General features: G+C 41.4%; 17 protein-coding genes, 1 tRNA gene and 1 rRNA gene. 18 read left to right on the top strand and 1 reads right to left on the bottom strand.

The features are described from left to right. Positions 1 to 7 precede the first annotated feature (7 nt). From DRF63_RS09120 to DRF63_RS09100, 5 genes are all read left to right on the top strand, one after another. Complete coding sequence (locus DRF63_RS09120; protein WP_005599094.1) at positions 8 to 802, top strand: PTS mannose/fructose/sorbose transporter subunit IIC; 795 nt, start codon at positions 8 to 10, stop codon at positions 800 to 802. 10 nt (positions 803 to 812) lie between these two features. Next, positions 813 to 1,640, top strand: coding sequence for a PTS mannose transporter subunit IID (gene manZ / locus DRF63_RS09115; RefSeq protein WP_005599091.1), 828 nt, complete (start codon positions 813 to 815; stop codon positions 1,638 to 1,640). A gap of 87 nt (positions 1,641 to 1,727) precedes the next feature. Next, positions 1,728 to 2,105 carry a hypothetical protein gene (locus DRF63_RS09110; protein WP_005599089.1) on the top strand — a complete coding sequence of 126 codons (378 nt, stop codon included), beginning with the start codon at positions 1,728 to 1,730 and terminating at the stop codon, positions 2,103 to 2,105. A 2-nt stretch (positions 2,106 to 2,107) separates the two neighbouring features. Continuing rightward, the gene (locus DRF63_RS09105) at positions 2,108 to 2,584 is read left to right on the top strand and encodes a YchJ family protein (RefSeq protein WP_005599087.1); all 477 of its coding nucleotides are present in this window, start codon (positions 2,108 to 2,110) and stop codon (positions 2,582 to 2,584) included. Between the two features lie 211 nt (positions 2,585 to 2,795). Next, complete coding sequence (locus tag DRF63_RS09100) at positions 2,796 to 3,578, top strand: amino acid ABC transporter substrate-binding protein (RefSeq protein WP_005599084.1); 783 nt, start codon at positions 2,796 to 2,798, stop codon at positions 3,576 to 3,578. A 49-nt stretch (positions 3,579 to 3,627) separates the two neighbouring features. Here the strand turns inward: DRF63_RS09100 and DRF63_RS09095 are convergent, their stop codons facing one another. After that, positions 3,628 to 4,440 (bottom strand): Cof-type HAD-IIB family hydrolase, encoded by an 813-nt coding sequence (locus DRF63_RS09095; protein WP_005599082.1) that lies wholly within the window; start codon positions 4,438 to 4,440, stop codon positions 3,628 to 3,630. Positions 4,441 to 4,889: 449 nt separating this feature from the next. Here DRF63_RS09095 and mnmG point away from each other — a divergent pair, with 449 nt between their 5' ends. The 13 genes from mnmG to DRF63_RS09030 all read left to right on the top strand — a co-directional run bounded on the left by mnmG (position 4,890) and on the right by DRF63_RS09030 (position 17,037). Further along, positions 4,890 to 6,782: a tRNA uridine-5-carboxymethylaminomethyl(34) synthesis enzyme MnmG gene (mnmG, locus tag DRF63_RS09090; protein WP_005599080.1), complete on the top strand. Its 1,893-nt coding sequence runs from the start codon at positions 4,890 to 4,892 to the stop codon at positions 6,780 to 6,782. A gap of 99 nt (positions 6,783 to 6,881) precedes the next feature. Then, complete coding sequence (gene rsmG / locus DRF63_RS09085; RefSeq protein ID WP_005599078.1) at positions 6,882 to 7,499, top strand: 16S rRNA (guanine(527)-N(7))-methyltransferase RsmG; 618 nt, start codon at positions 6,882 to 6,884, stop codon at positions 7,497 to 7,499. A gap of 357 nt (positions 7,500 to 7,856) precedes the next feature. Then, positions 7,857 to 8,240, top strand: a complete 384-nt coding sequence (locus tag DRF63_RS09080) for an ATP synthase subunit I (RefSeq protein ID WP_005602406.1) — start codon at positions 7,857 to 7,859, stop codon at positions 8,238 to 8,240. Positions 8,241 to 8,264: 24 nt separating this feature from the next. Continuing rightward, entirely contained in the window at positions 8,265 to 9,053 is a 789-nt protein-coding gene (gene atpB / locus DRF63_RS09075; RefSeq protein ID WP_005599075.1) for a F0F1 ATP synthase subunit A, read from the top strand. Between the two features lie 118 nt (positions 9,054 to 9,171). Then, positions 9,172 to 9,426: a F0F1 ATP synthase subunit C gene (atpE, locus tag DRF63_RS09070; protein ID WP_005599073.1), complete on the top strand. Its 255-nt coding sequence runs from the start codon at positions 9,172 to 9,174 to the stop codon at positions 9,424 to 9,426. Positions 9,427 to 9,485: 59 nt separating this feature from the next. Continuing rightward, the gene (atpF, locus tag DRF63_RS09065) at positions 9,486 to 9,956 is read left to right on the top strand and encodes a F0F1 ATP synthase subunit B (protein WP_005599069.1); all 471 of its coding nucleotides are present in this window, start codon (positions 9,486 to 9,488) and stop codon (positions 9,954 to 9,956) included. A gap of 13 nt (positions 9,957 to 9,969) precedes the next feature. After that, the gene (gene atpH, locus DRF63_RS09060; RefSeq protein WP_005599067.1) at positions 9,970 to 10,503 is read left to right on the top strand and encodes a F0F1 ATP synthase subunit delta; all 534 of its coding nucleotides are present in this window, start codon (positions 9,970 to 9,972) and stop codon (positions 10,501 to 10,503) included. Between the two features lie 12 nt (positions 10,504 to 10,515). Continuing rightward, complete coding sequence (gene atpA / locus DRF63_RS09055) at positions 10,516 to 12,057, top strand: F0F1 ATP synthase subunit alpha (RefSeq protein WP_005599065.1); 1,542 nt, start codon at positions 10,516 to 10,518, stop codon at positions 12,055 to 12,057. A 22-nt stretch (positions 12,058 to 12,079) separates the two neighbouring features. Next, positions 12,080 to 12,946 (top strand): F0F1 ATP synthase subunit gamma, encoded by an 867-nt coding sequence (atpG, locus tag DRF63_RS09050; protein WP_005599063.1) that lies wholly within the window; start codon positions 12,080 to 12,082, stop codon positions 12,944 to 12,946. 13 nt (positions 12,947 to 12,959) lie between these two features. Further along, positions 12,960 to 14,333 carry a F0F1 ATP synthase subunit beta gene (atpD, locus tag DRF63_RS09045; protein WP_005599061.1) on the top strand — a complete coding sequence of 458 codons (1,374 nt, stop codon included), beginning with the start codon at positions 12,960 to 12,962 and terminating at the stop codon, positions 14,331 to 14,333. Positions 14,334 to 14,372: 39 nt separating this feature from the next. Continuing rightward, positions 14,373 to 14,792: a F0F1 ATP synthase subunit epsilon gene (locus DRF63_RS09040; RefSeq protein ID WP_005599058.1), complete on the top strand. Its 420-nt coding sequence runs from the start codon at positions 14,373 to 14,375 to the stop codon at positions 14,790 to 14,792. A gap of 475 nt (positions 14,793 to 15,267) precedes the next feature. Then, positions 15,268 to 16,809: ribosomal RNA gene (locus tag DRF63_RS09035) — 16S ribosomal RNA — on the top strand. A gap of 152 nt (positions 16,810 to 16,961) precedes the next feature. Then, a tRNA-Glu gene (locus DRF63_RS09030) sits at positions 16,962 to 17,037 on the top strand. Positions 17,038 to 17,122 lie beyond the last annotated feature (85 nt).

Genomic DNA, 17,122 nt, shown 5'->3' with positions numbered 1-17,122 from the left:
TTTTCTTATGACTAGTATTGAAATTATTTTAGTAACCTTAGTTGCCGCAATTTGCGGTATGGGTTCCGTACTTGATGAACGCCAAACTCACCGCCCGCTTGTGGCTTGTACCTTAATCGGCTGGGTGTTAGGCGACTTACAAACCGGTATTATTGTTGGCGGTACGCTTGAAATGTTGGCGTTAGGCTGGATGAACGTCGGTGCGGCAATGGCACCGGATGCGGCATTAGCGTCAGTGATTGCGGCAATCTTAGTAATTAAAGGCGGACAAGATAAAGGTACGGCAATCGCTATCGCTATTCCGGTGGCTGCGGCAGGTCAGGTATTAACCATTTTTGTGCGTACACTAACCATCTTCTTACAACATAAAGCGGATAAATTTGCCGAACAAGCTAACTTCCGAGGCATTGAGTTCTGTCACTTTGCCGGTCTTTCTTTACAAGCGTTACGCGTTGCGATTCCAACTTTCTTCGTTGCACTTGTTGCAGGTACCGATGCGGTAACCGAAGCGTTAAATGCAATTCCGGAAGTGATTACTCGCGGCTTACAAGTCGCCGGTGGTTTTATCGTGGTGGTAGGTTATGCGATGGTCATCAATATGATGCGTGCCGGTGCGTTAATGCCGTTCTTCTTTATGGGCTTTGTGATTGCATCATTCTCAAACTACAACTTAGTGGGACTTGGTTTCTTAGGTGCGTGTTTAGCGATGCTTTACATCCAATTAAATCCACAATTCAACCAATCGGTAGCAGCGCCTCGCACCACTAAAAAATTAGCGGATAACGAGTTAGAAGGTCTATAAGGAGCAAATTATGTCAGAGAAAAAACAACTTACCAGTGCGGATATTCGTGCGACTTATTGGCGTTCAACTTTCCTCTTAGGATCATTTAACTTTGAACGTATGCAATCAATGGGCTTCTGTGTATCAATGATTCCAACGATTAAACGTCTTTACAGCCGTAAAGAAGATCAAGCGGCGGCATTAAAACGCCACTTAGAGTTCTTCAATACCCAGCCGTGGGTCGGTTCGGCGATTATGGGCGTAACCGCTGCGATGGAACAAGAACGTGCTAACGGTGCAGACATTGACGATGCGGCAATTAGCGGGGTGAAAGTCGGCTTAATGGGACCGCTTGCCGGTGTCGGCGACCCGATTTTCTGGGGAACATTACGTCCTGTATTAGCCGCACTAGGTGCAGGTTTAGCGATTAGCGGTAGCATTTTAGGTCCACTATTATTCTTTATCGGTATTAACCTTTGCCGTGCGCTTACCCGTTGGTACGGCTTCAAATACGGCTACCAAAAAGGAACGGAAATCGTTTCGGATATGGGTGGCGGTCGCCTGCAAAAAGTCACGCAAGGCGCTTCGATTCTCGGCTTATTTGTAATGGGTTCGTTGGTATCGAAGTGGACCAGTATCAACATACCGTTTGAGCTTTCTCGCTATAAAAATGCAATGGGTGAAGAAGTGGTTACCACCGTGCAAAGCGTTCTTAATGACTTATTACCGGGTTTAGCGGCATTATTACTGACCTTCTTATGTATGTGGTTATTACGTAAGAAAGTAAATGCGATGTACATTATCTTCGCGCTATTCGGCGTCGGTATTTTAGGTTATTGGTTAGGCATTTTAGCTTAATTCCCTCTTTAACTCGTTTGCCCCCTCTTTATCCAAGAGGGGGTATTTTTTATAATACAAGCGGTCAAATTTACAGGAAATTTTGCAATGGATTTAAAAAAAGCCCTTAAAGTACCCGAACAGCAGTACATAAAAAACAGTTCGATACTGGTTACCGCCTTATTTATTATTGCCGGCGTTTTATATTACCCGACTGACGGCTACGGTTCGGTAATTGCGCTTGCATTGGCAATTATTGTGATGTTCGGACAAAAGATGTTAATTAGCCAAACGCGCAAATATTTTGCCGAAATGTATGCGGCGAAACAGCAATACGAACAAACACAAAATAAAGATTATTTAGAATTTATCCGCCTGCGCGGCACACAAATGTTAAATGATAACAAGGTGCTTTCCGAGCAGGCAAAAAATGAAATTAACGCCTTACTCAAATTTGTGAGTGATTCAACCAAGTCAGAGTCGTAACAATGTCAGACAATTTAACCGCTTGCCCGTGCCAATCCGGTAAGCCTTATACGGAATGCTGTCAGCCGTTTCATTTAAAAACAGCATTCCCGGAAACCGCCGAACAATTAATGCGTTCTCGCTATGCGGCTTATACTTTGGTTAATATCGATTATATTGTGGAGACAACTGTCCCTAGCCAGCAGAAATTTTTAGATCAGGCGGCAATGAAAACATGGGGCGAAACTACCAAGTGGGCGGGGTTAGAAGTCATCGCTCATCAGCCGTATATCACTAAGATTCACAGTTTAGTTGAATTTAAAGCCCTATTTAACACGGAAAACGGCATCGAAGCGCATCACGAATTATCGTTGTTCGTACAGATAGATAACCGTTGGTATTTCGTTGATCCGATCGTACCACTCCCTTCGCAAAAACAAAATTGCGTATGCGGTTCCGGTAAAAAATTCAAACATTGCTGTGGCGCCTATTTAGCCTAATCCTCAAATACAAGCGGTTAATTTTGCAAAGAATTTTGAAAAAATAACCGCTTATTCCATTCCCATAAAAAACTCCCATTTCTTACAATATTTCGCTAAATATTATTCTATTTAGTTATTTGAAGCGGTTCTGAATTTCTCTAATAATGCGCAAAGACACAACTTCATATATTTTATCTATTAATTTTCTCCAATTAAGAGGATTCCTACTATGTTAAAAAAATTATCTGTAATTGCGGTTTCAGCGATTGCATTAGCGACTTCAGCAGCTTCATTAGCAAAAGAAACGTTACTCGAAAGAATCAATGCGAAAGGTACTATTACCGTTGGAACAGAGGGGACTTATGCACCTTTTACTTACCATGATGCGAGCGGTAAATTAACCGGTTACGATGTGGAAGTTACGCGTGCTGTGGCGGAAAAACTCGGCGTTAAAGTGGATTTTAAAGAAACGCAATGGGATGCGATGTTAGCCGGTTTAAAAGCGGATCGTTTCGATTTAGTGGCAAATCAAGTGGGGTTAACCACTCCGGAACGCCAAGCGACTTTTGATAAATCGGCGGCTTATAGCTGGTCGGGCGCGGCATTAGTAGTTCGCAACGATGAAGAAAAAATTAAACAGGCATCGGATGTTAAAGACGTAAAAACGGCGCAAACCTTAAGCTCAAACTACGGTGAATTAGTGCGTGCAAACGGTGCGGATATTGTGCCGATTGACGGTATGGCGCAAGGTTTATTATTAATTCAACAAAAACGTGCGGATGCTACTTTCAACGATAATCTAGCATTATTGGATTACCTCAAGAAAAATCCGAAATCAGGTCTTAAAATTGTTTGGGAATCCCCTGAAAAAGCGGATGCCGGTTTTATTGCCAATAAAGGCAACCAAGAAGCATTAAACAAAATTAGTGCGGCAATTGGCGAATTACATAAAGACGGCACTCTAAAAAAATTAGGCGAACAATTCTTCGGTCGTGATATTAGCGTGAAATAATGAAATAAATAAAATGCCTCGTTATCAGCGAGGCATTATTTTTTATCATTTAGTTAAATATTTCATTTAATACGACTGCAATCCCGTCATCGTTATTGGATAAGGTAACCCGTTTTGCCGCCGCTTTAATCTCTTCCGGCGCATTGCCCATTGCCACGCTAAGCCCCGCATATTGCAACATATCCAAATCGTTAAAATTATCGCCGAAAGCAATGACCTGATCTTGATTCACATTCAAGATTGTTTCCATAAAACGAATGGCATTCGATTTGGTCGCTTGCTTATTCATTATCTCCAAATATTCATTTTTAGAACGATGAATGGCAAGATGCGGTAACTGCTGTTTCAATAACTTTTCTAAAGATTGAATTTGCTCCGCTTCCCCCATGACCAGAATTTTATGTACATCTGTTAAATTTTTCGTTTTTTCGACCGCTTGTAAACCGGTAATTTCACTTTCTTGAACAGTCCACTCGTTTTCCAAATCATTAGTAAGCCAATCAATACCCGCATAATGGTTAATAGAAAGGTGTTGATATTTTTCAAGCAGTAGATCCAACCGATTAAGATCCGCTTGTTCTATCACTACACTATATAACTGACTTAGATCCTGATCTAATATTAATGCACCGCTATAACAGATGATCGGATAGTAACTTTGCAATTGTTGAGTATAAGGCGTGATAGCTAAAGGAGGGCGAGCGGAAACGGGTATAAAAGGAATACCCTTTTGCATAACGGATTGAATTGCTTGCCGCGTCAAGGGCGTAATTTGATGTGCCGTATTAAGCAACGTTCCGTCAATATCACTAAAAACAGCCAAATAGAGTGGTTTTTTCATAATCATCTCCGAATTATTCATTCTTAAATACGCTTTATATTACGCCGTTTTGTTTATTAAATCAGCATAAAATTAATTATTTTATCTGTGGATAATTCAGTAGATTATCGCCTGACAACTTGAGATCTATTCATTAATAACTTGATAAAATGCTTCACCTGTGGATAACTATTAGATTTATCCACAAATTAGATCTGTTGAAAATACAAGATCTTTATCGATTTTAAGTTACGCTAACTTTTTGATTTTATTTAAAAATATAGAGTTATCCTCATAAAAGGATCTCTCTAATAATAACAATAATAAAGATCTCTATATATAGATCTATATGATAATTAGCGATCATCGGATCTTCTTTCGGATCGAATAAACGATCTTAAAATTGCGTTTTCACGATCCTGTAATTTTGAGGTAGAATAGCACTCTTTTGTTTCAGTTACTCAGAATATAAAAATTATAAAGGCAGATATATGATTTACCATGAAATTTATGATGTGATCGTTGTTGGCGGCGGTCATGCAGGGACGGAAGCGGCACTGGCTCCTGCCCGTATGGGGTTAAAAACGCTACTTCTAACACATAATATAGATACTTTAGGGCAAATGTCTTGTAATCCGGCTATAGGCGGTATCGGTAAAGGTCATTTAGTAAAAGAGATCGATGCTATGGGCGGTTTAATGGCCATTGCGATTGACCAAGCGGGGATCCAATTCCGTACCTTAAACAGTTCGAAAGGGCCTGCCGTACGTGCGACTCGTGCGCAAGCAGACCGAGTACTTTACCGCCAAGCGGTGCGTACCGCACTAGAAAATCAACCGAATTTAGATACTTTCCAACAAGAAGTGGTGGATATTTTAGTCGAAAATAACCGTGCGGTTGGGGCAGTAACTAAAATGGGACTCACCTTTAAAGCACGTTCCGTAGTATTAACCGCCGGTACTTTCCTTGCCGGTAAAATTCATATCGGTTTAGATAACTATGCCGGAGGGCGTGCGGGAGATCCTGCTGCGACAATGTTAGCGGATCGCTTACGTGATCTGAATTTACGTGTTGATCGTCTTAAAACCGGTACACCGCCGCGTTTGGATGCTCGTACGATCAATTTTGACGTTTTGGCTAAACAACATGGTGATGCGGAATTACCGGTAATGTCGTTTATGGGGTCGGTAGATCTTCATCCGCGCCAAATCCCTTGCTATATCACGCATACTAATGAACAAACACACGATTTGATCCGAAATAGTTTAGATCGTAGTCCGATGTACACCGGTGTCATCGAAGGGATCGGACCTCGTTACTGTCCGTCGATCGAAGATAAAGTAATGCGTTTCAGCGATCGTAACAGTCACCAAATTTATCTTGAGCCTGAAGGTTTAAGTACCATTGAAGTTTACCCGAACGGGATTTCAACCAGTTTGCCGTTTGACGTACAAATGGGTATCGTAAATTCGATGAAGGGTTTGGAAAAAACTCGTATTATCAAACCGGGCTATGCAATTGAATATGATTATTTCGACCCTCGTGATCTAAAACCGACGTTAGAAACTAAGGCGATTGAAGGTTTATTCTTTGCAGGTCAGATTAACGGTACGACCGGTTATGAAGAAGCTGCTGCACAAGGTTTGTTAGCCGGTATTAATGCGGCATTACAGGTTCAAGGCAAAGAGGCTTGGTTCCCAACTCGTGATCTTGCTTATACAGGCGTATTGGTTGATGATCTTTGCACGCTCGGCACTAAAGAGCCGTACCGTGTCTTTACCTCGCGTGCGGAATATCGTTTATTGCTGCGTGAAGATAATGCAGATATCCGTTTGACCCCGATTGCACATGAGTTAGGTTTGATTGATGATGCGCGTTGGGCGAGATTCAATCAGAAAATGGAAAATATCGAACGTGAGCGTGAACGTCTAAAACAAATTTGGATTCACCCGCAATCGGAACATTTGGCGGTAGTCAATGAATTGGTTAATAGTCCGCTTACCCGTGAAGCAAGCGGCGAGGATTTATTACGCCGTCCAGAAGTGACTTATGACAAATTAACCCAAGTCGCTGCGTTTGCTCCGGCTTTAGACGATAAACAAGCGGCTGAACAAGTTGAAATATCGATTAAATATCAGGGTTATATCGAACATCAGCAGAATGAGATTGAACGTCATAAACGTCACGAAAATACTTTAATTCCGGCTGAATTTGATTATGACAAGGTTGAGAGCCTTTCAAACGAAGTACGAGCGAAACTGATGCAACATCGCCCGGTTTCGATTGGCCAAGCAAGTCGTATTTCAGGTATTACACCGGCCGCGATTTCAATTCTTCTCGTAAATTTGAAAAAGCAAGGCATGCTGAAACGAGGCGAATTATAATTTAGCTGATTAGGAAACACGGAATATACGGAAATTAAAACAATGATTACTTTCGGTTTATTCCGTGTTTTATTGTGTAAACCATAAGGATTTTACAAAATGAGACAGAAATTAGACCGCTTGTTGGAACAGGCGCAAATTAATTTGACCGATCAGCAGAAAGAGCAGTTGGTAGGTTTCGTGCGTTTATTAGATAAATGGAATAAAGCTTATAACCTGACTTCGGTGCGTAATCCTGACGAAATGCTGGTTAAGCATATCTTAGATAGTTTAGTGGTAAGCGAGCATTTACAGGGAAATAATTTTATTGATGTCGGCACCGGGCCGGGATTACCTGGCATACCGCTTGCGATTGCAAATCCGGATAAACAATTTGTATTGCTGGATAGTCTTGGTAAGCGTATTACCTTTATCAAGAACGCATTACGTGAGTTAGGTATTACTAATGTAACTCCGGTACTGTCTCGTGTGGAAGAGTATAAGGAACAAACCTTTGACGGGGTATTAAGCCGAGCTTTTGCCAGCTTAAACGATATGGTGGATTGGTGTTACCATTTACCGAATCCGCAAGGTAAATTTTATGCGCTTAAAGGCATTTATGCGGAAAGTGAAGTGCAAGAGATTAAAAATCCGATTCGGCTGGAAAAAGTCATTCCTCTTTCCGTACCGGAATTAGTTGGTGAGCGTCATTTAGTATTATTAAATAAACCTAATTAAGCTGATTTACTGAGATGATCTCTTTGAGATAAAGAGTAAGTAAAAAGTATCACTTTCCACTTATTTTTCGAGTTGTTAATCTATGAAAAATATTTAATTTCGGATTTAGTATTAGATAAATATCTATATTCTTCGGCATTAATTGTGAGAAAAATGTGAATAAGATCACATTGTGATAACTGATGTATCCTTATGTTTTACGATACAAAAGTTTAAAATTAACCTTTTTATAACAAATTTTGCATAAATCGCTTTTTTATGGCTTTTTCAGGTTTTAATCTGTTGTTTTGTATCGTATAATCCAAAGAAATATTTCATTTTTTACAGAGGGCATTTGCCTGTCGGATGGGAAGTTATATGTCTGCTGTAATAAATAAAGCGAAATTACACTATCTCAGTGCGTTAAAAATCGAATTTTTTCTTCTTGTAAGTCTGTTCGGTGTATTAATGATTTGGAAAGGAGTGGAAAGCGTTTCCTTCTTAGGGGGCTTTTTATCCGGTTTTCTTCCGCATTGTATTTTTGTTTATTGGATTTTTTTTAAAAAAACGACCAAAAACCAGTCAAAAATGGGCGATTTTTATCGAGGCGAAGGCTTAAAATGGATAATCACTATTTTATTAGTGGTTATGTGTTTTAAGTTATTGCCTTATCTTCATCTTGTACTGTTTTTTGTGGGATATTTAATGGCATTATTTTTAAATAATGTCATTCCGTTTATTTTAAGTAAACGAACTCATTAATTTCTTATTCTAAAAGGATTCATTATGGCTGGAACTACCGCAGAATATATTAGCCATCACTTGAGTTTTTTAGCTTCAGGTGACGGTTTTTGGGCTGTTCATTTAGATACGCTCTTTTTCTCTCTGCTTGCTGGTGTTATTTTCCTTTTCGTATTTTCTCGAGTTGCGAAAAATGCAACGTCGGGAGTACCGGGAAAATTGCAATGCTTCGTGGAAATTGTCATTGGTTGGGTGGACGGTTTAGTTAAAGATAACTTCCACGGACCGCGTAATGTCATTGCTCCGCTTGCACTTACTATTTTCTGCTGGGTATTCATTATGAATGCTATTGACTTAGTTCCGGTGGATTTCTTACCTCAATTGGCAAATATGTTTGGTATCCATTACCTTCGTGCCGTTCCGACTGCGGATATTAGTGCAACCTTAGGTATGTCTATCTGCGTATTCTTCTTAATTTTATTCTATACCGTAAAATCAAAAGGTTTCGGTGGTTTAGTCAAAGAATATACTTTACATCCGTTTAACCATTGGGCGTTTATTCCGGTAAACTTTATTCTCGAAACCGTTACGCTACTTGCAAAACCGATTTCTTTAGCATTCCGTTTATTCGGTAATATGTATGCAGGCGAGCTAATCTTCATCCTTATTGCAGTAATGTATATGGCCGATAACTTCGCGTTACAAGCGTTAGGTATCCCATTACACTTGGTTTGGGCTATTTTCCATATTTTAGTTATTACGCTTCAAGCCTTTATCTTTATGATGCTAACGATTGTTTATTTGAGTATCGCTTATAATAAAGCGGATCATTAAACGAACCTAAAGAGCGGTCGAATTTGCGCAATATTTTGCAAAAATTTGATTGCTTGAATTATTTTATTAACAACAACCCTGCCTTTTGGCGAATTCCTCAATCTTAATGGAGAACATTATGGAATCAGTAATCACAGCAACAATTATTGGTGCGTCAATTTTATTAGCTTTCGCTGCACTTGGTACGGCTATCGGCTTTGCTATCTTAGGTGGTAAATTCTTAGAGTCGTCTGCTCGTCAGCCTGAATTAGCAAGCAGCTTACAAACAAAAATGTTTATCGTTGCAGGTCTTTTAGATGCTATCGCAATGATTGCTGTAGGTATTTCTTTACTTTTCATCTTCGCGAACCCGTTCATTGATTTATTGAAATAAGTCGGGTCTCTCTTTTCCGTTATTCATTGAATAACTTAACCGACTTTTAGGAGGGCGTTGTGAATTTAAATGCAACACTAATCGGTCAGCTTATTGCATTCGCACTTTTCGTTGCGTTTTGTATGAAATTTGTATGGCCGCCGCTTATTAAAGCGATCGAGGAGCGTCAAGCAAATATTGCTAACGCTTTGGCATCGGCTGAAAAAGCGAAACAAGAACAAGCGGATTCTAAAGCTGCTGCGGATCAAGAAATCCTTAAAGCGAAAGAAGAAGCACAAAAAATTATTGATTTAGCAACGAAACGTCGTAATGAAATTTTAGAGTCTGTTCAAGCGGAAGCTGAAATTGAACGCCAACGAATTATTGAACAAGGTCATGCGGAAGTGGAAAGCGAGCGTAAACGTGTTCAAGAAGAACTTCGTCAGAAAGTGGCTGCATTGGCAGTTGCGGGTGCGGAGAAAATTGTTGGTCGTTCTGTTGATCAAGCAGCGAACAATGACATTATTGATAAGCTAGTTGCAGAACTATAACAAGGTGGGGCAGATGTCAGAATTAAGTACAGTAGCTCGCCCCTACGCTAAAGCAGCTTTTGATTTTGCTTTAGAACAAGGTCAGTTGGACAAATGGCAAGAAATGTTACAGTTTTCGGCATTCGTTGCTGAAAACGAACAAGTGGCGGAATATATTAATTCTTCCCTTGCAAGCGGTCAGATTTCTGAAACTTTTATCAAAATCTGCGGCGACCAACTTGATCAATATGGGCAAAATTTTATTCGTGTAATGGCTGAAAATAAACGTCTGGCTGTGTTGCCTATGGTTTTTGATACTTTCGTATCATTACGAGCGGAACATGAAGCGGTAAAAGATGTAACAATTGTTTCGGCAAACGAATTAAGTCAAGCACAAGAAGATAAAATCGCAAAAGCGATGGAAAAACGCTTAGGTCAAAAAGTTCGTTTAACCAACCAAATCGATAACAGCCTGATTGCAGGCGTAATTATTAAATACGATGATGTTGTTATTGATGGTAGTAGCCGCGGTCAGTTAAATCGCTTAGCGTCAGCGTTGAGCTTGTAAGAGGAATAAAAAATGCAACTAAATTCAACTGAAATTAGTGAATTGATAAAAAAACGTATTGCCCAGTTTGATGTGGTGAGCGAGGCTCAAAGCACAGGGACAATCGTTTCGGTAAGCGACGGTATCATTCGTATCCACGGTCTTGCCGATGTAATGCAAGGCGAGATGATCGAATTGCCGGGAAATCGTTATGCGATTGCACTTAACTTAGAACGTGATTCTGTCGGTGCGGTAGTAATGGGGCCTTATGCGGATTTAGCGGAAGGTATGTCGGTTAAATGTACCGGTCGTATCTTAGAAGTTCCGGTAGGTCGCGGTTTATTAGGCCGTGTTGTAAATACGTTAGGTCAGCCTATTGACGGTAAAGGTGAAATAGATAACGACGGTTTCTCTCCGGTAGAAGTTATTGCGCCGGGTGTTATCGACCGTCAATCGGTAGATCAACCGGTTCAAACCGGTTATAAAGCTGTTGACTCTATGGTGCCAATCGGTCGTGGTCAGCGTGAGTTAATCATCGGTGACCGTCAAACCGGTAAAACGGCATTAGCAATCGATGCAATTATTGCACAGAAAGATTCGGGTATTAAATGTATCTATGTAGCAATCGGTCAAAAAGCATCTACGATTGCGAACGTAGTACGTAAATTAGAAGAACACGGCGCATTAGCAAATACAATCGTTGTGGTTGCTTCGGCTTCCGAATCCGCGGCATTACAATACCTTGCTCCGTATTCTGGTTGTGCAATGGGCGAATATTTCCGTGATCGTGGTGAAGACGCTTTAATCGTTTATGATGATTTATCTAAACAAGCGGTTGCTTATCGTCAAATTTCATTATTATTACGCCGTCCGCCGGGTCGTGAAGCATTCCCGGGTGACGTATTCTACCTACACTCTCGTTTACTAGAGCGTGCGGCACGTGTAAGTGCGGATTATGTAGAGCGTTTCACTAACGGTGCGGTAAAAGGTCAAACAGGTTCATTAACTGCATTACCGATTATCGAGACACAAGCGGGTGACGTATCGGCTTTCGTTCCGACAAACGTAATTTCTATTACTGACGGTCAGATTTTCTTAGAGTCAAGTTTATTTAACTCAGGTATTCGTCCTGCGGTAAACCCGGGTATTTCCGTATCTCGTGTAGGTTCTGCGGCGCAAACTAAAGCTATCAAGAAATTATCTGGCGGTATCCGTACCGCATTAGCTCAGTATCGTGAATTAGCGGCGTTTGCTCAATTTGCTTCCGATTTAGATGATGCGACTCGTAAACAGCTTTCTCACGGTCAAAAAGTGACGGAATTACTTAAACAAAAACAATTTGCTCCAATGCTGGTAAGCGAACAAGCATTAGTTCTTTTTGCTGCTGAATTCGGTTATTTAGATGATGTAGAGCTTGAACGTATCGGTTCATTCGAATCTGCTTTATTGGCTTACGCAAATAGTAATCACACCGACTTTATGAAAAATTTGGCAAAATCTGGCGATTATAACGATTCAATCAAGGATCAATTAAAAGCTATCGTAGAAGATTTCAAAAAGAACGGTGCGTGGTAATCACGACTAGCGGAGAAAAATTATGGCAGGTGCGAAAGAGATAAGAACCAAAATTGCAAGTGTGAAAAATACTCAAAAAATCACCAAAGCAATGGAAATGGTTGCTACCTCTAAAATGCGTAAAACGCAAGAGCGTATGGCTGCCAGTCGTCCTTATTCGGAAACAATCCGTAAGGTGATTAGCCATATTGCGAAAGGAAGCATTGGTTATAAGCACCCGTTTTTAACTGAACGTGATATTAAAAAAGTAGGCTATCTTGTCGTTTCGACCGATCGCGGTTTATGCGGTGGCCTTAATATCAATTTATTCAAAGCGACTTTGAATGAATTTAAAACGTGGAAAGATAAAGACGTTAGTGTTGAGCTTGGTTTAGTAGGGTCGAAAGGCGTAAGCTTTTACCAAAATCTAGGCTTAAACGTGAGATCTCAAGTAACGGGATTAGGCGATAATCCGGAAATGGAACGTATCGTGGGCGCAGTTAATGAAATGATTAATGCGTTCCGAAACGGAGAAGTGGATGCGGTTTACGTCGCTTACAACCGTTTTGAAAATACGATGTCACAAAAACCTGTTATCGCACAGTTACTTCCGTTACCTAAACTAGATGACGATGAATTAGATACGAAAGGTTCATGGGATTATATTTATGAACCGAATCCACAAGTTTTATTGGATAGTTTACTTGTTCGTTATTTAGAAACTCAGGTATACCAAGCAGTTGTAGATAACCTAGCTTCTGAACAAGCCGCTCGAATGGTAGCGATGAAAGCCGCAACAGATAATGCGGGTACATTAATCGATGAATTACAATTAGTGTATAACAAAGCTCGCCAAGCAAGCATTACAAATGAATTAAACGAAATTGTTGCGGGTGCCGCAGCAATTTAATGGAGAACAGGTAATGGCAACAGGAAAAATTGTACAGATTATCGGTGCGGTAATCGACGTTGAATTCCCGCAAGATGCAGTACCAAAAGTATATGATGCCTTAAAAGTTGAATCGGGTTTAACCCTTGAGGTTCAACAACAATTAGGTGGTGGACTTGTGCGTTGTATCGCATTAGGTACATCAGACGGTTTAAAACGCGGCTTAAAAGTTGAAAATACGGGTAACCCGATTCAAGTACCGGTCGGTACAAAGACTCTGGGTCGTATTATGAACGTATTAGGTGAGCCAATCGATGAAAAAGGCCCTATCGGCGAAGAAGCTCGTTGGGATATTCACCGTGCGGCACCAAGCTACGAAGAACAATCAAACAGTACGGAATTACTTGAAACCGGTATCAAAGTTATCGACTTAATTTGTCCATTCGCAAAAGGTGGTAAAGTCGGTTTATTCGGTGGTGCGGGTGTAGGTAAAACTGTTAATATGATGGAGTTAATCCGTAATATCGCGATCGAACACTCCGGTTACTCGGTATTCGCCGGTGTTGGTGAGCGTACGCGTGAAGGTAATGACTTCTATCACGAAATGACGGATTCTAACGTATTAGATAAAGTATCACTTGTTTACGGTCAGATGAACGAGCCGCCAGGTAACCGTCTGCGTGTTGCATTAACCGGTTTAACAATGGCGGAAAAATTCCGTGATGAAGGTCGTGACGTGTTATTCTTCGTAGATAACATCTATCGTTATACACTTGCAGGTACGGAAGTATCGGCATTATTAGGTCGTATGCCGTCAGCGGTAGGTTACCAACCTACACTTGCGGAAGAAATGGGTGTATTACAAGAACGTATTACATCAACCAAAACAGGTTCGATTACTTCTGTTCAAGCGGTTTACGTTCCAGCGGATGACTTAACGGACCCTTCTCCGGCAACAACTTTCGCACACTTAGACTCAACGGTTGTATTAAGTCGTAATATCGCATCTCTTGGTATTTACCCTGCGGTTGATCCACTAGATTCAACTTCTCGTCAATTAGATCCATTAGTCGTTGGTGAAGAACACTATAATGTAGCTCGTGGTGTACAAGGCACATTACAACGCTATAAAGAGTTAAAAGACATCATCGCTATTTTAGGTATGGATGAGTTATCTGAAGACGATAAATTAGTGGTTGCTCGTGCGCGTAAGATCGAACGTTTCTTATCACAACCATTCTTCGTTGCGGAAGTATTTACCGGTTCTCCGGGTAAATATGTATCGTTAAAAGATACAATCCGTGGCTTCAAAGGTATCTTAGAAGGCGAATTCGACCATATTCCAGAACAAGCGTTCTATATGGCGGGTTCAATTGACGAAGTAGTGGAAAGAGCGAGCAAGATGTAATTGTTCCCTGACCTCAATTAGGAACTAAAGGAGAACAATATGGCATCTCAATTTGAGCTTAGCGTAGTAAGTGCTGAAAAAGAAATCTTCAACGGTAATGTAGTAAGTGTTCGCGTCTCAGGTATTGACGGGGAATTAGGTGTGTATGCAGGTCATACGCCTTTATTAACTTCTATTAAACCGGGTATGGTGAAGTACACGCTTGAAGACGGTAAAGAAGAGTTTATCTATGTATCCGGCGGCTTCTTAGAAGTCCAGCCTACTATTGTAACTGTTCTTGCCGATGTAGCAATTCGAGGCGAAGAGTTAGATCAACAACGCATTCTTGCTGCAAAACGTAAAGCGGAAGATACGTTAAGCAAATCAAATAATGCGGAGCTTTCTGCAAAACTATCTCGTGAAATTGCTAAATTACGTGTTTATGAAATTGTAAATTCAAAATTAGCAAATAGACGTTAATCTAAAAAAACCTCAGTGAATTTCACTGAGGTTTTTCTTTTTTTATTTTTTGTGTTTATCTTCAAAATTCAGGTGTAAAGAAACTAACGGAGAATGACTTTGTTAAACTTTATCCTATTTTTGTTAAAAAATTGTTCGTTTTGTTTTAAAAAGTAGCAGGCGGTAGATTTTTCTAAAATTTTTGCAAAAAAGTACTTGCAAGGAATTCAGATTTCTCTATAATGCACCCCACACAACGACGCACTGTTGTGAATGAGAAGTAAATGCGGTGCGTCGTTCTTTTTTGCTCTTTAACAATATATCAGACAATCTGTGTGGGCACTTGTTGATTGACTTGATTTTAAAAATATTATTTAAAACTTGAAGTCTTAATAGGTGCTTAAACTAGAAATTCATATTTTTCAGTTTTCTTAACGTTGAGTTAGGAAAGCGAAGTGAACTTAGCTAAGCAGAATATTGAGCGATTAAACTTTTTGAATTGAAGAGTTTGATCATGGCTCAGATTGAACGCTGGCGGCAGGCTTAACACATGCAAGTCGAACGGTAACGGGAAGGGAGCTTGCTTTCTTTGCCGACGAGTGGCGGACGGGTGAGTAATGCTTGGGAATCTGGCTTATGGAGGGGGATAACTACGGGAAACTGTAGCTAATACCGCGTAATATCTATGGATTAAAGGGTGGGACTTTCGGGCCACCTGCCATAAGATGAGCCCAAGTGGGATTAGGTAGTTGGTTAGGTAAAGGCTGACCAAGCCGACGATCTCTAGCTGGTCTGAGAGGATGACCAGCCACACTGGAACTGAGACACGGTCCAGACTCCTACGGGAGGCAGCAGTGGGGAATATTGCACAATGGGGGGAACCCTGATGCAGCCATGCCGCGTGAATGAAGAAGGCCTTCGGGTTGTAAAGTTCTTTCGGTAGCGAGGAAGGTATCAAATTTAATAGATTTGGTAATTGACGTTAACTACAGAAGAAGCACCGGCTAACTCCGTGCCAGCAGCCGCGGTAATACGGAGGGTGCGAGCGTTAATCGGAATAACTGGGCGTAAAGGGCACGCAGGCGGTTGATTAAGTGAGATGTGAAAGCCCCGGGCTTAACCTGGGAATTGCATTTCATACTGGTCAACTAGAGTACTTTAGGGAGGGGTAGAATTCCACGTGTAGCGGTGAAATGCGTAGAGATGTGGAGGAATACCGAAGGCGAAGGCAGCCCCTTGGGAATGTACTGACGCTCATGTGCGAAAGCGTGGGGAGCAAACAGGATTAGATACCCTGGTAGTCCACGCTGTAAACGCTGTCGATTTGGGGATTGGGCTTTAAGTCTGGTGCCCGAAGCTAACGTGATAAATCGACCGCCTGGGGAGTACGGCCGCAAGGTTAAAACTCAAATGAATTGACGGGGGCCCGCACAAGCGGTGGAGCATGTGGTTTAATTCGATGCAACGCGAAGAACCTTACCTACTCTTGACATCCATGGAATCTTATAGAGATACGAGAGTGCCTTCGGGAACCATGAGACAGGTGCTGCATGGCTGTCGTCAGCTCGTGTTGTGAAATGTTGGGTTAAGTCCCGCAACGAGCGCAACCCTTATCCTTTGTTGCCAGCGATTAGGTCGGGAACTCAAAGGAGACTGCCGGTGATAAACCGGAGGAAGGTGGGGATGACGTCAAGTCATCATGGCCCTTACGAGTAGGGCTACACACGTGCTACAATGGCGTATACAGAGGGAAGCAAGATGGCGACATGGAGCAAATCTCACAAAGTACGTCTAAGTCCGGATTGGAGTCTGCAACTCGACTCCATGAAGTCGGAATCGCTAGTAATCGCAAATCAGAATGTTGCGGTGAATACGTTCCCGGGCCTTGTACACACCGCCCGTCACACCATGGGAGTGGGTTGTACCAGAAGTAGATAGCTTAACCGAAAGGGGGGCGTTTACCACGGTATGATTCATGACTGGGGTGAAGTCGTAACAAGGTAACCGTAGGGGAACCTGCGGTTGGATCACCTCCTTACCAGAAATTGAGCGACTGCAAGTGTTCACACAGATTGTTTGATGAATGAATGAGCGTTTAGGTTAAACGAGTCGGAAAGCGATTGAAAAACGGCACGATTTAACGTAAAATATTGCGCTCAAATGGCAAAGCGGAGAGCATCTTTAAATGTTGTCCCCATCGTCTAGAGGCCTAGGACATCGCCCTTTCACGGCGGTAACCGGGGTTCGAATCCCCGTGGGGACGCCATTTAAAGATGACTTTTGTTGTCTGAATTGTTCTTTAAAAAATTGGAAACAAGCTGAAAACTGAGAGATTTTCGAAAGAAAGTCTG

Origin of the sequence: Actinobacillus pleuropneumoniae (genome assembly GCF_003290385.1) — a bacterium.
Taxonomy (GTDB): domain Bacteria; phylum Pseudomonadota; class Gammaproteobacteria; order Enterobacterales; family Pasteurellaceae; genus Actinobacillus; species Actinobacillus lignieresii.
This window is presented reverse-complemented; position numbering and strand designations above follow the sequence as displayed.

What these genes read in the sequence shown, in the direction of transcription:
- DRF63_RS09105 (WP_005599087.1), top strand. Translation starts at nt 2,108, where the DNA reads ATGTCAGACAATTTAACCGCTTGCCCGTGCCAATCCGGTAAGCCTTAT.
- rsmG (WP_005599078.1), top strand. Translation starts at nt 6,882, where the DNA reads ATGAGACAGAAATTAGACCGCTTGTTGGAACAGGCGCAAATTAATTTG.
- manZ (WP_005599091.1), top strand. Translation starts at nt 813, where the DNA reads ATGTCAGAGAAAAAACAACTTACCAGTGCGGATATTCGTGCGACTTAT.
- atpD (WP_005599061.1), top strand. Translation starts at nt 12,960, where the DNA reads ATGGCAACAGGAAAAATTGTACAGATTATCGGTGCGGTAATCGACGTT.
- DRF63_RS09120 (WP_005599094.1), top strand. Translation starts at nt 8, where the DNA reads ATGACTAGTATTGAAATTATTTTAGTAACCTTAGTTGCCGCAATTTGC.
- atpG (WP_005599063.1), top strand. Translation starts at nt 12,080, where the DNA reads ATGGCAGGTGCGAAAGAGATAAGAACCAAAATTGCAAGTGTGAAAAAT.
- atpA (WP_005599065.1), top strand. Translation starts at nt 10,516, where the DNA reads ATGCAACTAAATTCAACTGAAATTAGTGAATTGATAAAAAAACGTATT.
- atpE (WP_005599073.1), top strand. Translation starts at nt 9,172, where the DNA reads ATGGAATCAGTAATCACAGCAACAATTATTGGTGCGTCAATTTTATTA.
- mnmG (WP_005599080.1), top strand. Translation starts at nt 4,890, where the DNA reads ATGATTTACCATGAAATTTATGATGTGATCGTTGTTGGCGGCGGTCAT.
- DRF63_RS09100 (WP_005599084.1), top strand. Translation starts at nt 2,796, where the DNA reads ATGTTAAAAAAATTATCTGTAATTGCGGTTTCAGCGATTGCATTAGCG.
- DRF63_RS09040 (WP_005599058.1), top strand. Translation starts at nt 14,373, where the DNA reads ATGGCATCTCAATTTGAGCTTAGCGTAGTAAGTGCTGAAAAAGAAATC.
- DRF63_RS09080 (WP_005602406.1), top strand. Translation starts at nt 7,857, where the DNA reads ATGTCTGCTGTAATAAATAAAGCGAAATTACACTATCTCAGTGCGTTA.
- DRF63_RS09095 (WP_005599082.1), bottom strand. Translation starts at nt 4,440, where the DNA reads ATGAATAATTCGGAGATGATTATGAAAAAACCACTCTATTTGGCTGTT.
- DRF63_RS09110 (WP_005599089.1), top strand. Translation starts at nt 1,728, where the DNA reads ATGGATTTAAAAAAAGCCCTTAAAGTACCCGAACAGCAGTACATAAAA.
- atpB (WP_005599075.1), top strand. Translation starts at nt 8,265, where the DNA reads ATGGCTGGAACTACCGCAGAATATATTAGCCATCACTTGAGTTTTTTA.
- atpH (WP_005599067.1), top strand. Translation starts at nt 9,970, where the DNA reads ATGTCAGAATTAAGTACAGTAGCTCGCCCCTACGCTAAAGCAGCTTTT.